Genomic DNA, 14116 nt, shown 5'->3' on the forward strand with positions numbered 1-14116 from the left:
GCAGTCCCTCTCTCCGGAGGCCCCGCACATGGCCAGGCAGCGCATCCTCACCCCTTCCGAACCGCTGAAGCGGACGTGGGCGCTGAGCGCCGTGGACGTCGCGCTGAAGGACATGTTCGTGAGCTTCGCGGCGGTCTTCGGCGGGAGGATCGACACCGAGCGCTTCACCCAGGCCCTGCGCCAGACGCTCATCCGCTATCCGTTCTTCCACGGCACGCTGAGGCAGCAGGAGGACGCGGTGCTCGTCCTCTGCCACCACCCGCCCCGGCCCGGCACCCGCGAGGGCATGAGCGCCGTGGGCCTGGACCTCGACGACGTGGACGCGCCCTTCCCCACGCGGGACCGGCGCCTGCTCTACACGGGGGACTTCGTCTCCAGGCTGGTCCCCGGGAAGCCCCCGGTCCACGACGGGCGCCGCCCCCTGCTGCACCTGAAGCTCACGCACTACCGCGACGCCTCCGTGGTCGGCCTGTGCTGGAACCACGCGCTGACGGACCTGCACGGCATCTACGACTTCCTCCGGGCAATCTCGGAGGCCTACAGCCACCCGGGCCGCGACCCCGGCGCGCCCCCCGTGTTCGACCGGAGGGACATCTGGCGACAGTTGGAAGCGCCGGGAGAAGCGGCCCGTGGCCAGCCTTCGCGGGAGGGGCGGCACGGCATCGTCCACATCTCACGCGCGAAGGCCGCGCTGGGCATCGCGCGCTACCTGAAGCAGGCCGTGACGGATGCCGTGCCCGTCTGCCTCTTCCTGGACGAGGACGGCGTCGACGCCATCAAGGCCCAGGCGCTGACCGCCGGCACGAAGGTGTCCACCAACGACGTGGTCAACGCGACGCTGCTGAAGTTCTTCGGCGAGTGCAACCGCGACCCGCGAGCGCCCCCGGACGTGGGCCTGTACTTCCCCATCGACGTCCGCGAGCTGCTGGGCGCCCCGCCCGGGTCCGTGGCCAACTGCCTGGGCAACGCCTCCGCGGTGCTGCGCCGCGCGGACCTGTGGAGTTCGAGCGTCACCGAGCTGGCCATGCGCAACCGCGCCGTGGTGTCCGCCTATGGCCAGACGCAGTTGCGGGATGACCTGCACTGGGCGGACTACTGGCGGCGCCATACGAGCCAGGGCAGCGTGTATCACCACTGGCTGCTCGGACGGGACCGCGTCTATTCCTCCAACTGGACCAGCCAGGAGCTGGCGCGCGTGAGCTTCGACGGCGCGGCCTTCGTCACGCTGCTGCGAAGCTCCCAGCTCAACACGTGGCTGCTGCTACCGGCCTTCCACAGCACGGTCCTGCCCCGGATGGAGGACGGCCGGATGAAGCAGGTGGTGCGGGTGGCCGTGCGGCGCGAGCACTTCCGGACGCTCGCGCGGCACCTGCGGGAATGGCCTCACGTGCAGGAGGCCATCCGCCTGGACACCGGCAGCTCCGCCAGCGCCGGGTCCTGAAACAGGGGGACGTCCTCGCGGAAGACATTCCGCTCCACGGGAGGCGGCGGCTTCATCAGGTTCTGGGTGAGCCAGCCCAATCCCTGACGCTGGAGGGCGGAGCGGTGCCAGATCCACGCCTGCACGTGGACGGGCTGCGCGCCAACGCTCATCTTCGGGCCCGCCGTGGTCATCCCCATGTTGACCGCCTTGCAGCCGTGCTCGATGGCGTAGCGGACGACCTCGTACAGCAGACGGAAGTACACGCCCTCCTCCAGGGCAGCCTCGCGGGAGAAGCCGGTGCAGGAGAAGCGGAGCATGGGACCGTCGAGGAACAGCAGGCCGAACCCGGCGATGCTGTCATCGGGCCGGCGGAGCAACATCACCTTCGCCTCGGGCAGGTCGCTGGTGGAGGCGAAGAAGCCTTCGGTGAGCACCAGCCGCCGGTACTGGGTGGCGCGGTCGTAGAGGGTCCGCCACAGCGTCGTCAGCTCCGGAGCCAGTGACGCGAACTGCTCCAGGACCTCCACGCGAAGCGAAGCCGTCTCCTTCATGCACCCCGCCAGCCGCGCGCGGTAGCGGGCGCGCATGTGGGCCTTGTAGTCATTGAACGAGGCGAACGGCACCGGCACGACGAACGCAGCGGGGAGCGGCGAGGGCACGAAGCCCCCCTGGCGGAGCACCTCCACGGCGCCGGGCGCGGCGGCCGTCTCGATGTCCCGGATGACGACCAGCGACGCGCGTTGACGCTCCGCCTCCGCTTGCGCCCAGCGCGCCACGGTCGTGATGGCCTCGGCGCTCGTCAGGGAGGAGCGCACCGGGAACCCCACCCCGGCGGGGTTGCCCACTTCGATGACGCCGTACTTCAGGAAGCGGGGGGCGGCGCCTCGCACCAGGTGGACGGCCTGCTGGAGCCGTGGATTGCCCAGGTCCGCCCCGTCGATGGTGTTGCGATAGGTGGCGGCGACGCCCACCGGCTGCCCGCGCCCGTCCTGCAAGAGGATGGGCACCTGATGGAAGCCTTCTATCTGGATGTGCTGGGCGCACTTCAGGAAGCGCTGGCTGAGATTGAAGTGGCCGTCCGGCACCCAGCAATCCCAATCACGCCCGCCGCCGTCCTGCCAGAACGACTCACCGGCCTCTCGGACCGTCACACCGTCAGAGCCATGCTCCACGGATGAAAGCCTCTCGGCACTGCTACCGCGCATGTCATTCCTCCGCGGACATTGGAGGCGGAACAGTGCCCTGGCGCCCCGTGGCGCGGGAAGGCTCCGGCGGGTTGCGAAAGGGCTGTCACGAAAACCAACCGTGATATCGCGCGCATGTCAGGGGCGCCCCGCAGGATGGGCGTCCCCCATGTCTCATTCATCCCAGCCCGTCTCGTCCCGGGAGCGCGTCGCCCTGGTGGATGCCCTGCGCGGCTTCGCGCTGTGTGGCGTCTTCGTCTCCAACGCCTTTCTCTGGTTCGGGGGCCGCAACCTGCTCCCGCCCGAGCAACTCCAGGCCCTGGGTTCGCCGCTCCCGGAGTTGGTGACAGGCGCCCTCTTCCTCTTCTTCGTGGCGCACAAGTTCCTCAACCTCTTCGGCTTCCTCTTCGGGCTGGGCTTTTCCCTCCAGTTGTCGCGAGCGGAGGCCCGAGGCGCCTCGCACGTCCCCGTCCACCTGCGGCGGATGGGGGTGCTGCTGTGCTTCGGTGCGGTGCACCTGCTGGGGCTCTGGATGGGAGACATCCTCCACCTGTACGCGCTGGCGGGAGTCCTGCTGCTGTTCTTCGCCGGGAGGTCGGACCGGACGCTGGGGTGCTGGGCCGGGCTGTCGCTGGGGGTGATGCCCTTCCTCGTGCTCGCGCTCCAGCTCTGGGGACCGGGGGCCGGGGCGGAGGTCGCGAAGGCCCACGAGACGGCGCTGCGGGCGGAGCTGCTCGCGGCGCTCTCCAGCGACTCGTTCTGGACGGCGCAGGCGGGAAACGCCCGCTACGTCTGGGAGACGTGGTTCAGCACCACCCGGGTGCCCCTCTGGCTCGCGCTCATCCTCGGGCGCTTCTTGCTGGGGCTTCTGGCAGGGCGTCACCGGTTGTTGCAGGACGTGGAGCGCCACCGTCCCCTGCTCCGCCGGATGGCGTGGTGGGGCCTGGGCCTGGGAGGCCTGCTCAACGCCGGAGGCCTGCTGGCGTTCCAGTGGAGAGCCCAGGGGCTCGATCCCGCGAACCACGCCGGCCTGTTCCTCCTGATGGCGCTCCAGGAGCTGGGCTATGTGCTGCTGGGCGCCGCGTACCTCGCGGGCTTCACGCTCCTCTTCCAGCGCGAGCGCTGGCGCCGGGTGCTGACGGTGCTCGCTCCCGTGGGCCGCATGGCGCTGACGAACTACCTGATGCAGACGGTGCTGAGCCTGTGCCTCTACAACGGCTGGGGCCTGGGGCTCATCGGCCGCCTGCCGCCGTCACAGTGTGTCGCCATCGCGCTGGGCGTCTTCGGCGTGCAGGTGCTGCTGAGCCACGCATGGTTGAAACACTTCCGCTTCGGCCCCGCGGAGTGGCTGTGGCGCTCACTCACCTACGGCAGGCTTCAGCCCCTGCGCTGATGCCAACGGATGAACGGTCGCACGCCCGTGGCAGCGCGGCGGGTGACAGGCCTTCGCACCACAGCCTGGTTGTTTCGCGGACTGGCGGGAGCCACTCCCACGGCACAGCTTTGATGCGGCCATGGACGTCCCCGCCTCACTGCTCGACTTCTCGCTGGTCCAGGGCACCCTGCCGGGTCGGAGGAGCCGCCGCCGCGCCCGTCCCCACCGGGCATCGCGGTCCGTGCGCATCCTCGTCCTGACGCTGGTGAGCTGGCTCCCGCTCCTCGCCTTGTCTCTCTGGGATGGAGGGCCCGAGCAGACACGCGCCTTCCTGCGCGACGTGGCGACGCAGGTCGCCTTCCTGGTGTCCCTGCCGCTGCTCGTCGCGTCGGAGCCCTATATCGACGAGCGCCTCTCGGCGGCCGTGCGCCAGTTCGTCGTCGCGGAGCTGGTCGAGCCGAAGGACCTGCCCACCTTCGAGCGGATCGCCAACAACGTGGTGCGGCTGCGGCGGAGCGTCGTCATCGAGGCCGGGCTGCTGGCCGTCTCCATCGCCGTGTCCTTCCTGGACGTGCCCCGCCTGACGAGCCGTCCCGCCTGGCTCCATGCCCAGCCCCAGGGCCCGCTCACCCTGGCCGGCTGGTGGTACCTCGCGGTGAGCATGCCGCTCCTCCGGTTCCTGCTCTTTCGTTGGCTGTGGCGGGGAGTCCTGTGGGCGAGGTTCTTGTTCAAGGTCTCCCGGCTGCCGCTCGCCCTGGTGCCCACCCATCCGGATGCGGCGGGCGGCCTGGGCTTCCTCGGGACGGTCCAGGCCAGCTTCTCCCTCATCGTCCTCGCGTTGGCCGCCACGCTCACCACGCACCGCCTGTCGCACGCCCCCACCAATGACATCTCCGACTACGCCCTTCACCTGTTCGCCTTCGCGCTCCTCTGCCTGGTCGTGGTCTTCGCCCCGCTGCTGTCCTTCTTCCGTGTGCTGCTGAGGGCGAAGCGAAGGGGGGACCATGACTACTCGGCCGTGGCGGCCTGGCACTCGCAGCGCTTCGAGCAGCGGTGGTTCCACCAGAAGATGCCGGAGGGGCTGGACCCGCTGAGCGCGGAGGACTTCTCCTCGCTCACGGACCTGGGCACGTCCTTCAACGCCGCGCGCCGCATGCGCTGGTTCCCGGTGGACCTCCGGGCGGCGGTGGCCGTCGTCGCCGCGGCCATGGCGCCCATGGTGCCCCTGCTCGTCGCCGACCGGCGCTTCCTCGAGGTGCTGCTGGAGCTGGGCAAGAGCCTGCACTGACGCCGCCCCGTCAGCGGGGCAGCGGGCGCGGAGGGGCCTCCTCCCGGATGATCAGCAGCCCATCCAGGACCGTCTCCCAGGAGGCCTTCATCCACACGGTGTAGTTCAGGGGACGGGCCACCCGGGGCCCGAGCTCACGGAGCTGGCGCCCATCCAGGTACCGGGTGTCCCCAGCGTGGTCCAGGAACGCCTGGCCCTCCAGCGAATCGGGCGTCGCGGGCGCGAGGACATGCGTGAGGGGGCTGGCGCCGGTGGAGTAGCTGCCGGAGCTCGCGGAGACCCCCAGCACGAAGGCCTGCTCCCCGAACCGCTCCCGCACATAGGACCCGAACGGAATCCGCTGCCGGTCGTCCGTGTCCAGGCCCCTCATGTCCTTCGCGGCGTGAAGGGTGGCGGTCCAGACGATGGCCTTCCGGGGCCGCGGCGACTGGGACAGCAGCCACTCCAGGTTCATGAACAGGGAGCGTTCACGCGCGTTGTGCTCGTTCCAGTCGAGGAGCCCGTTGGGCTGCGCCTGCGCCCGGACCTGCGCGGCGGCCGCGCGGGTGAAGTTCCGCACCAGGTTGCGGGCCATCTGCAACTGCACCGGCGTCGCGGGCGCTCCGGGCCTGGAGAGCGCAGACTCCACCCCCTGCGCGCAGCCCAGGAGGACCTTCGCGGTCTCCGCCGTGTACGGGTGGGCTTCGTCATACCGCCAGGCCAGGTACCGCTCGAGCTCCCCTCCGCACTCCGCCTGCCTCGGGTCGTTGAACAACGGGATGAGCTCACCCACCAGCGCCTTCGTCGCCCAGGTGCCCCGGTTGAGCTGATCGTCGGTCCCACCCACCATCAGGGTCCCCGCGCGGAGCCGCCCGGCCAGGAAGGGAATCAGGGGCGCCATCTCCTCGCTGGCCCACATCCCGCCAATGGCTGTCGCGAGCATGTCGTCGCTGACGGGCTGGCCCGCCTCCAGCAGCGCCTGGAGGTGGAGGAAGTCATAGGTGCCGGTCTCGATGAAGAAGGCGTCGTACTGGCACTCCTCCACCAGCCGGCGCGTCAGCGCCACCTTGAAGGCCGTGGTCCGGGAGTGGCCATGGTGGGACTCCTCCCCCAGCAGCGCCATCCGCTTGTCGCAAAGCTCCCGGACGATCCGGTCGGCGTCGGAGACCCGCGGGGCCTCGCCCCTGGGGGCCGAGGCACAGCTCGCAAGCAAAGGAAGCAGGAGCAGCAGGTATCTCATTCGCGACCCTTCCCTCCGCTGGCCATCCACCGGAGTGGCTTCAGAGCAGACACTTCAGGGTCGAGGGATCGCACTCGTAGCCGGAGTTGCAATACTTCAACTCGCAACACGGCTGCTTCCAGGCGCCGCAGCCCGGCTTGTTCTGGACGGAGACGTCATCCGAGACCGCCTCCGCCGCGGGCGCCTGGACATCGGCGGAGCCGTCCTCCGTCTCCGCTCCACCACAGGCCAACGCCAGGGACAGGCCCATCACGACGAAAGCACTCTTCACGACACGCATCGGCATCGGGAGCTCCTCTCGGTGAGTACCGCGCCTGCCTGCATATCGAAGGCATGCAATCCATTGCAATTCACCAAAACATCAAGTCGCAATGGGATTGAAGCCTGGGTGTAGAGCTTCACGTCGCCGTGAAGCCCTCTCCCGGCGGCTCAGCGCTCCGCGAAGGCCTTCTCGGTGACGTAGTGCCCGGCCTCTCCGGGGGTGCCCTCCCGGAAGCCGCGCTCCTCCAGCATGGTCGTGAGGTCCGAGAGCATGCCGGGGCTGCCACAGAGCATCACGCGGTCGACCTCCGGGTTCAGCGGCGGCAGACCCACGTCCTTGAACAGCTTCTCGCTCTGGATGAGGTCGGTGATGCGGCCCGTGTTGCGGAAGTCCTCGCGCGTGACGCTCGGGTAGTACGTGAGCTTCTGCTTCACCAGCTCCCCGAAGAACTCGTTGTGGGGCAGCTCGTGGAGGAACAGGTCGTGGTAGGCCAGCTCCTCGGCGCGGCGGCAGGTGTGCGTGAGGATGACGCGGTCGAACTGCTCGTACGTCTCCGGGTCCTTCACCAGGCTGAGGAAGGGGGCCAGGCCCGTGCCGGTGCTCAGCATGTAGAGGTTCTTGCCGGGCAGCAGGTGCTTGAGCACGAGCGTGCCGGTCGCCTTCTTGCTGACGAGGATGCTGTCGCCCTCTTTCAGGTGCTGCAGCCGCGAGGTCAGCGGCCCGCCGGGCACCTTGATGCTCAGGAACTCGAGGTGGTCGTCATAGTGGGCGCTCACCATGCTGTACGCGCGCAGCAGCGGGCGGGCCTCGACCTCCAGGCCGATCATCGTGAACTGGCCGCTGGCGAAGCGGAACCCCGGGTCCCGCGTGGTGACGAAGCTGAAGAGGGTGTCAGTCCAGTGGTGCACGCGCAGCACGGACTCCTTCATGAGACTGCTCACGGTTGTTGCTCCAGAAGAGGGCCGGCGGCGTCCAGGAACGGCCGAACGCGCCAGTTAACGGGCCATGTTGTGCGACAGATTCCCCCCTCCCTACCAGAGGAAGAAGCCCGGCGGGCAGCCTTGCGCTTATCGGCGGGTTCAGGTCTCCAGCAGCTCCGCCGGCCGGAGCTGCCCTCCCCCGCCCCCAGGACACCCCAGGCCGCCGGGCGGTCAGGCCTGGGCGGGCACCGCCCGTGACAGCGCCTGGCGCACCGCCGCGCGCACGGGCGCGGGCACCGCGTCACCGGGGATGCGGCGGCACAGGGACACCGTGCGCTTGAGCGAGTCGCACGCCCCGGTGCAGCGCGGGCAGCGCGACAGGTGGTCCTCCAGGCGCACGCACGTGGCCTGGTCCACCTCCTGCGCGGCGAACTCCGTCAGCTCCTGCGCCAGCTCCGGACACCCCTGCGCCTGCCCCTGGGCGCCCTCCCCCAGGAGGGTGGAGAGGTGCTCGCGCATTTGGACCCGCGCGCGGTGCAGCCGGCTCTTGAGCGCCCGCACCTCGATGCCCACCACCTGGGCGGCCTCCTCGGCCGACAGCCCCTCCACGTCCCGGAGGATGAGGGCCTCCCGGTACGCCTCCGGCAGCGCGACGATGGCCGCCTGGAGCACCTCCCCCATCTGCCGCGCATGGGAGACCATGTCCGGCGTCGCCTCCTCCGCGGCGACGTGGGTCGCGGCGGGCGAGTCGAGCGGCTGGAAGTCCTCGGGCGCCCCGACGCGCCGGCGGCGCAGGCGGAGGCAGTGCGTGCGGGCCACCTGGTACAGCCAGGTGGAGAGCTCCGCGTCGCCCCGGAACGCGTGCATGCCCCGGAAGGCCGCGAACAGCGTCTCCTGGAGCACCTCCTTCGCGTCCTCCTCCGAGCCGCACATGCGCAGGCCGAAGCGGTACACCTGCTTCTCGTGGCGGACGAGGAGCTCGTCCAGCGCCTTGTCGTCACCAGCGCGCGCGGCCTCCAGCAACTGCACATCGGTTCGCGTCGACATCCGCCCGTCACCTCCTGCTGGCTCAGCGCCGCCTCCATGCCGGAGGAGCGCCCGGTCGCCAGGATGCCTTCCCAGACGTCTTCCTGGGAAGACATAGCAGCGGCCCGTGGCCAGCGCCGGAGAGACGGGCTTCTCGGTCCGGTGCCGGCCGCTACGCGCGCCCGCGGAGCATGAAATCCCAGTACAGGCGCGGCAACCCGTACTTCTTGAGCAGCCACATGTCGCGGCGCTCCACGAAGGTGTTGATGAACGGGATGCTCGGCGCGGGCTTGCCGTCGTAGTCGAACTCGGCGAGCAGCATCTTCCCGTAGCCGGTCACCAGGGGGCAGGAGGCGTAGCCGTCGTACCGGGCGGTGAGGGGCTTCCCCGCCATCACCGCGAGCAGGTTCTCCACCAGCACCGGCGCCTCCGCCCGGATGGCCGCCCCCGTGCGGGACGTGGGCAGGTCGCTCGCGTCACCGATGGCGAAGACGTTCGGATGGTCCGGGTGCTGGAGCGTGTGCTTGTCGGCCTTGAGCCACCCCGCGTTCGGGCCGTCCTTGTGGGCGAGCGGGCTCGCCTTGATGAAGTCGGGCGCGCTCTGCGGCGGCGTGACGTGCAGCATGTCGTAGCCCAGCGTCACCCGCTCCTCGCCGCCCTCCCGCTTCACCGCGAAGACCGCCTCCCGCTGGTCGGGGCGCACCTCGACCAGGTTGTGGCAGAAGTGCGTCTCGATGTCGTAGCGCTTCACCACGCCCTCGAGCACGTCCGCGAACGGCTTCACCCCGAAGATGGCCTTGCCCCCCGAGCCGAACACGACGCGCGACTTCCCGGCGAGCCCGCTGCGGCGCAGGTGGTCCGCCACCAGGTACATGATCTTCTGCGGCGCCCCCGCGCACTTCACCGGCGTGGCCGGGTGCGTGAACAGCGCCGTCCCGCCCTGGAACGCACGCACCATCTCCCACGTCTTCGGCGCGAGCTTGAAGTCGTAGTTGCTGGAAACGAAGGGCGTCTCCAGCGCCTCGCGCAGGCCCTTCACCTTGTCCCAGTCCAGTTGGATGCCCGGGGCGACCACCAGGAAGTCATAGGACAGACACAGCCCGCCCCGCGTGCGCACCTCCTGCCGCACCGGATCCACCTCCTCCGCACGGTCCTGGATCCACTGCGTCCCCTTCGGGATGTAGTCGGCCTCCGGCCGCACGGTGCTCGCGATGTCCGCGGCGCCGCCGCCCACCAGCGTCCACAGCGGCTGGTAGTAGTGGTGGGCCGAGGGCTCGATGATCGCGACGCCCTGCACGCCCTTGCGCTTCAGCCGCGCGGCGACGGTGAGCCCCGCCGTGCCTCCGCCGATGATGAGCACCCGGTGCCGCTCGGACGCGCGAGCGGGCGTGGCGGAGGGCGGCTGGCCCTGGAGCTGCTCCTGGGGATGGGACACGTTCATTCTCCATGCAAGGGGTCCGCAAGGTATGAGCCAGGGCAGGACGAAAAGGATTCACCCCCGGCGCTACGGAGTGGGCGTCGCGCCCAGGCCCGGACTCCTCCCCGCGGTCGCACCGCGCCGCGTTTGCAGCACCTGGGCCAGGTACATGCCGGCGAACATGGCGGGCACGAAGACGAGCACCCCCGAGGCGCCGCTGGCCAGCGAGGTGAGCGCCGGACCGGGGCAGTAGCCGCCCAGCCCCCAGCCCACGCCGAAGAGGGCCGAACCCACGAGCAGCTTCCGGTCCAGCTTGCTGACGGAGAAGGTGGGGAACTTCGCGGCGAACAGGGGCCGCTCGCGCTTGTGGATGAGGGGCCGCAGCGCCGCGTGCACGGCGACGGCGCCGCCCATCACGAACGCGAGCCGGAAGTCCCAGGCGCCCGCGATGTCGAGGAAGCCGAGGACGTTGGCCGGATCCGTCATGCCGCCGAGGCCCAGGCCAAGGGCGAAGAGGAGGCCGCTGAGGAATGCACTGAGGTTGGGACGCATGGGAGGGCTTTCTTTAGAGGACGTGACGGACCAGGAAGACGGTGAGGATGCCGGTGGCCATGAAGGTGAGCGTGGCCGCGATGGAGCGGGCCGAGCCGCGGCTGACGCCGCAGACGCCGTGCCCGCTGGTGCAGCCGTTGCCCAGCCGCGAGCCGAACCCGACCAACAGTCCGGCCACCCCCAGCAGCAGGGCACCGCCCGTGCCCAGGGACGCGGGGGCCGGGAACGAGCCGGGGCGCACCACCACCAGCAGCAGGCCGCCGGTGAGCAGGCCGGCGAGGAAGAGCACGCGCCAGGCGATGTCGCCGCGCACGGGGGCCAGCAGCGAGCCCACCACGCCGCTGATGCCAGCCACCCGGCCGTTGGCCAGCAGGAGGAGGGAGGCGCTCAACCCGATGAGCGCCCCGCCGAGGAGAGGAAGGGGGATGGAGGAAGTCATGTCCCGTGAGAGCCAGGGGCCGGTGAAGAGGATTCAGCCCGGGATCCTGCCGGGGGAGGTCCGCTCAAAGCGAGGGGGCACGCCCCCGCGCGCCCGGCCGCCCCGCCCGGCCTCCGCGCGCCGCATCCTGAACGGGGAAGGCCTGAATCCTTTTTCCCGTCCCCCGGCTCTCATGGACAGGAGGCGACGACATGATTTTCCGCCAGCTTTTCGACCCAGAGTCCTCGACGTACACCTATCTCCTCGGCGACGAAGCAACCCGCCAGGCCGTCCTCATCGACCCGGTGCTCGAGCAGGTCGACCGGGACCTGAAGCTGGTGGGCGAGCTGGGGCTTACCCTCACCCACGTCTTCGACACCCACGTGCACGCGGACCACGTCACCGCGTCCGGCGTGCTGCGCGAGCGCACGCAGGCCACGGTGGTGGGGGGTGTGGGAGGCGCGGCCTGCGCCAACGTCCAGGCACGGCACGGGGACGAGGTGCGCGTCGGGCAGCTCGTCTTCAAGGTGCTCGCCACCCCGGGCCACACGGACGACAGCCTCAGCTATCTGCTGGGGGACCGCGTCTTCACCGGGGACGCGCTGCTCGTCCGCGGCAACGGCCGCACCGACTTCCAGAATGGAAACGCGAGCCAGCTCTACGACAGCCTCACGCGCGTCCTCTTCAGCCTGCCGGACGACACGCTCGTCTATCCCGCGCACGACTACCACGGGCACATGGCGACGAGCATCGGGGAGGAGAAGCGGCACAATCCGCGCGTGGCCGGCAAGAGCCGGGAGGAGTTCATCCACATCATGGAGAACCTCCACCTGCCCAAGCCCAAGAAGATCGACATCGCCGTCCCCGCCAACCGCGCCTGTGGCCACACGGCGCCCGCACCGCAGGGAGCCTGACATGACCGCCCTCCCCTACCAGGACCTCCCCCCTTCACGGTTGGACACGCTCGGCCCGGAGGTGCGCCGCATCGACGTGCGCGAGCCGGATGAGTACACCGGCCCGCTGGGCCACCTGCCCGGAGCGGAGCTCGTCCCGCTGGGCACGCTGGAGGCGGCGTCCGCGTCGTGGCCGCGTGAACAACCGCTGCTGCTCATCTGCCGTTCGGGCAACCGCTCCGCGAAGGCGGCGCAGGCGCTGGCCCGCGGCGGCTTCCAACACCTCTACAACCTGGCGGGCGGAATGCTCGCAGTGCGCGAGACGCTCGCGCCCCAGGGCTGAAAGCGCGCACCGCGCTGGAAACGGATCCCATGCCCATCCTCGGCTTCTCTCTCGCGGCCCTCATCGGCCTGTCGCTCGGCCTGCTCGGCGGCGGCGGCTCCATCATCACCGTCCCCATCCTGGTGTACGTCCTGGGCTTCGGGGCCAAGGAGTCCATCGCCATGGGGCTGGCCGTGGTGGGCGTCACCAGCCTCTTCGGCGCGGCGAGCCACTGGCGCCGGGGCAACGTCCAGCTCCGGTCGGCGCTCGTCTTCGGCGCGGTGGCCATGGCGGGCACCTACGCGGGCGCGCGGCTGTCCGCCTTCGTCTCGGGGACGTTTCAGTTGCTGCTCTTCGCCACGGTGATGCTGGTGGCCGCCTTCTTCATGTTCCGCAACGGCCGCAAGGAGGCGGCCCTCGCGGCGCGCCACCAGACCGCGCCCATCCCGGAGCCCCGCAAGGCGTCCTTCCCCCTGATGGCGGGGGCCGCCCTTGGAGTGGGAGGGCTCACGGGACTGGTGGGAGTGGGCGGCGGCTTCCTCATCGTCCCCGCGCTGGTGTTGCTGGTGGGGCTGCCCATGAAGCAGGCGGTGGGAACGAGCCTGCTCGTCATCGCCCTCAACTCCTTCGTGGGTTTCGCCGGCTACCTGGGCCACGTGGAGGTGCCCTGGCTCTACCTGGGAATCTTCACGGCCATCGCCGTGGCCGGGATCCTCCTGGGCACCTGGGCGTCGCACTACGTCTCGCAAGCGGCGCTCAAGCGGGCCTTCTCCGTCTTCCTCGTCGTGATGGGCGTCTTCATCTTCTTCAAGAACCGGGAAGCGCTGACGAGCCCGGGGAACGCGCACGCGGCCCAGGTCGCACCGCAAGCACGCTGAGCGGCTCCAGGCGCCCACTTCCCAGTGTTTTCAGCGCCTGCCCTGCCTCGAAGGTGAAGAATCCCTTCCGCTGCGCCACCTCCGCCAGAACAGCCTTGGCTTCAGCGGTCCGATAGCGAAGCAAGAATGAAGCAGCCGCGACCCTGACATCGGCCCGCTGATACGTGAACAGGCTCACCAGCGCCTCACGCCCTGCATCACCCTGGGCACGAAGCTCCTTGAACGCTTGGAGGGCGACCGCGCTCGAGAAGAGGTGGCCCGGCTCCGTGAAGCCCTGACCGACGTGCTGCTGGAGGCCGAGGGGCGACACGACATCATCGCTCGAATCGCCACCTCGGCACTCAGCCTCAACCGTCAGTGAGGCTCGTGCGGTCCGGTCACACGCTCGAACGAAACACCCAGGTTCCCGACTGCTTCGAGGGCGTTCTTGACCTTCTCCGAGACAATGAACGCCGTCTTGAACTTCTTCAACCGGAAGACATGGGCGCCTTCGGTCTTCGCGGGGTCGATTCGCAGCCCGTAGATCCAACGGTACTGACCTGCGAACTCAGGGAAGGTGCCTTCGCGGTAGTGCTGCACTTCCTCGCACTGCGCTTCGTCCATGGCATCAACCACCTTGGTTGCGTTGACGACGAAGTATCGTTCGGGCTCTCCCTCTAGCGTCACCGGGAAAAGCTGGACGTCATCTGGAGCCAGTGTCCTGAAGACGTTAGCAATGGCTTCGCTGACGATGGGGGCTTTCTCGATCACGGAGAAGACAAACACCCGCTTGACGCCTGGATGTGAGATTTGGGTCTTGAGAGGACCGGGGTCTGTCAGGACACGACCATCCGCAAACATCCACGGCTCATCAAAGGCCTCGCCAGAGCCTCGTGTCGGCGTATCAATGAGCCACTGGGGCACAGCGCCCATCTCAACCCAATAAAATTGACGCTCCAC

The 14116-nt window shown here is 69.5% G+C and carries 16 protein-coding genes; 6 read left to right on the plus strand and 10 right to left on the minus strand.

Annotation, left to right across the window (positions count from 1 at the left end; translation table 11 throughout):
• The first annotated feature begins 28 nt into the window (after positions 1 to 28).
• Positions 29 to 1441, plus strand: a complete 1413-nt coding sequence (locus tag K8612_RS08840) for an acyltransferase (protein ID WP_223761968.1) — start codon at positions 29 to 31, stop codon at positions 1439 to 1441.
• Here the strand turns inward: K8612_RS08840 and K8612_RS39200 are convergent.
• Positions 1384 to 2574: a GNAT family N-acetyltransferase gene (locus tag K8612_RS39200; RefSeq protein ID WP_223761969.1), complete on the minus strand. Its 1191-nt coding sequence runs from the start codon at positions 2572 to 2574 to the stop codon at positions 1384 to 1386. The genes K8612_RS08840 and K8612_RS39200 overlap by 58 nt on opposite strands.
• Positions 2575 to 2776: 202 nt before the next feature.
• Here K8612_RS39200 and K8612_RS08850 point away from each other — a divergent pair, with 202 nt between their 5' ends.
• Positions 2777 to 4000 (plus strand): DUF418 domain-containing protein, encoded by a 1224-nt coding sequence (locus K8612_RS08850; protein WP_223761970.1) that lies wholly within the window; start codon positions 2777 to 2779, stop codon positions 3998 to 4000.
• Between the two features lie 121 nt (positions 4001 to 4121).
• Positions 4122 to 5270: a hypothetical protein gene (locus tag K8612_RS08855; RefSeq protein WP_223761971.1), complete on the plus strand. Its 1149-nt coding sequence runs from the start codon at positions 4122 to 4124 to the stop codon at positions 5268 to 5270.
• A 10-nt stretch (positions 5271 to 5280) separates the two neighbouring features.
• On the opposite strand, the gene K8612_RS08860 is transcribed toward K8612_RS08855, so the two are convergent.
• The 7 genes from K8612_RS08860 to K8612_RS08890 all read right to left on the minus strand — a co-directional run bounded on the left by K8612_RS08860 (position 5281) and on the right by K8612_RS08890 (position 11105).
• Entirely contained in the window at positions 5281 to 6372 is a 1092-nt protein-coding gene (locus K8612_RS08860; RefSeq protein ID WP_223761972.1) for an erythromycin esterase family protein, read from the minus strand.
• A gap of 157 nt (positions 6373 to 6529) precedes the next feature.
• Positions 6530 to 6775, minus strand: a complete 246-nt coding sequence (locus K8612_RS08865) for a hypothetical protein (protein ID WP_223761973.1) — start codon at positions 6773 to 6775, stop codon at positions 6530 to 6532.
• Between the two features lie 143 nt (positions 6776 to 6918).
• Positions 6919 to 7692: a ferredoxin--NADP reductase gene (locus K8612_RS08870; RefSeq protein WP_223742128.1), complete on the minus strand. Its 774-nt coding sequence runs from the start codon at positions 7690 to 7692 to the stop codon at positions 6919 to 6921.
• Between the two features lie 210 nt (positions 7693 to 7902).
• Positions 7903 to 8718, minus strand: a complete 816-nt coding sequence (locus K8612_RS08875; protein WP_223742127.1) for a sigma-70 family RNA polymerase sigma factor — start codon at positions 8716 to 8718, stop codon at positions 7903 to 7905.
• 151 nt (positions 8719 to 8869) lie between these two features.
• Positions 8870 to 10138, minus strand: coding sequence for an FAD/NAD(P)-binding oxidoreductase (locus tag K8612_RS08880; RefSeq protein WP_306799630.1), 1269 nt, complete (start codon positions 10136 to 10138; stop codon positions 8870 to 8872).
• A gap of 63 nt (positions 10139 to 10201) precedes the next feature.
• Positions 10202 to 10666, minus strand: coding sequence for a DUF6691 family protein (locus K8612_RS08885; RefSeq protein WP_223761975.1), 465 nt, complete (start codon positions 10664 to 10666; stop codon positions 10202 to 10204).
• A 13-nt stretch (positions 10667 to 10679) separates the two neighbouring features.
• The gene (locus K8612_RS08890) at positions 10680 to 11105 is read right to left on the minus strand and encodes a YeeE/YedE family protein (protein ID WP_223761976.1); all 426 of its coding nucleotides are present in this window, start codon (positions 11103 to 11105) and stop codon (positions 10680 to 10682) included.
• Positions 11106 to 11296: 191 nt separating this feature from the next.
• Here K8612_RS08890 and K8612_RS08895 point away from each other — a divergent pair, with 191 nt between their 5' ends.
• Genes K8612_RS08895 through K8612_RS08905 form a run of 3 tightly spaced genes read left to right on the plus strand, consistent with a single transcriptional unit; the run spans position 11297 to position 13177 of the window.
• The gene (locus tag K8612_RS08895) at positions 11297 to 11998 is read left to right on the plus strand and encodes an MBL fold metallo-hydrolase (RefSeq protein WP_223761977.1); all 702 of its coding nucleotides are present in this window, start codon (positions 11297 to 11299) and stop codon (positions 11996 to 11998) included.
• Between the two features lies 1 nt (position 11999).
• A complete protein-coding gene (locus tag K8612_RS08900) occupies positions 12000 to 12320 on the plus strand; it encodes a rhodanese-like domain-containing protein (RefSeq protein WP_223742123.1) in 321 nt (106 codons plus the stop codon).
• Between the two features lie 29 nt (positions 12321 to 12349).
• Positions 12350 to 13177 (plus strand): sulfite exporter TauE/SafE family protein, encoded by an 828-nt coding sequence (locus tag K8612_RS08905; RefSeq protein WP_223742122.1) that lies wholly within the window; start codon positions 12350 to 12352, stop codon positions 13175 to 13177.
• Here K8612_RS08905 and K8612_RS08910 read toward each other — a convergent pair.
• Positions 13107 to 13487: a DUF2019 domain-containing protein gene (locus K8612_RS08910; protein WP_223761978.1), complete on the minus strand. Its 381-nt coding sequence runs from the start codon at positions 13485 to 13487 to the stop codon at positions 13107 to 13109. The two genes, K8612_RS08905 and K8612_RS08910, sit on opposite strands and share 71 nt — an antisense overlap.
• Positions 13488 to 13531: 44 nt before the next feature.
• Entirely contained in the window at positions 13532 to 14116 is a 585-nt protein-coding gene (locus tag K8612_RS08915) for an imm11 family protein (protein WP_223742121.1), read from the minus strand.

The organism is Corallococcus sp. AS-1-6 (assembly GCF_020037015.1).
In the GTDB taxonomy this organism is placed as follows: Bacteria; Myxococcota; Myxococcia; order Myxococcales; family Myxococcaceae; genus Corallococcus.

Coding starts and splice junctions, on each gene's coding strand:
- K8612_RS08840 (WP_223761968.1), top strand. CDS start 29: ATGGCCAGGCAGCGCATCCTCACCCCTTCCGAACCGCTGAAGCGGACG.
- K8612_RS08850 (WP_223761970.1), top strand. CDS start 2,777: ATGTCTCATTCATCCCAGCCCGTCTCGTCCCGGGAGCGCGTCGCCCTG.
- K8612_RS08855 (WP_223761971.1), top strand. CDS start 4,122: ATGGACGTCCCCGCCTCACTGCTCGACTTCTCGCTGGTCCAGGGCACC.
- K8612_RS08860 (WP_223761972.1), bottom strand. CDS start 6,372: ATGGCGCTGCTGGGGGAGGAGTCCCACCATGGCCACTCCCGGACCACG.
- K8612_RS08865 (WP_223761973.1), bottom strand. CDS start 6,775: ATGCCGATGCGTGTCGTGAAGAGTGCTTTCGTCGTGATGGGCCTGTCC.
- K8612_RS08875 (WP_223742127.1), bottom strand. CDS start 8,718: ATGTCGACGCGAACCGATGTGCAGTTGCTGGAGGCCGCGCGCGCTGGT.
- K8612_RS08880 (WP_306799630.1), bottom strand. CDS start 10,138: ATGAACGTGTCCCATCCCCAGGAGCAGCTCCAGGGCCAGCCGCCCTCC.
- K8612_RS08885 (WP_223761975.1), bottom strand. CDS start 10,666: ATGCGTCCCAACCTCAGTGCATTCCTCAGCGGCCTCCTCTTCGCCCTT.
- K8612_RS08890 (WP_223761976.1), bottom strand. CDS start 11,105: ATGACTTCCTCCATCCCCCTTCCTCTCCTCGGCGGGGCGCTCATCGGG.
- K8612_RS08895 (WP_223761977.1), top strand. CDS start 11,297: ATGATTTTCCGCCAGCTTTTCGACCCAGAGTCCTCGACGTACACCTAT.
- K8612_RS08900 (WP_223742123.1), top strand. CDS start 12,000: ATGACCGCCCTCCCCTACCAGGACCTCCCCCCTTCACGGTTGGACACG.
- K8612_RS08905 (WP_223742122.1), top strand. CDS start 12,350: ATGCCCATCCTCGGCTTCTCTCTCGCGGCCCTCATCGGCCTGTCGCTC.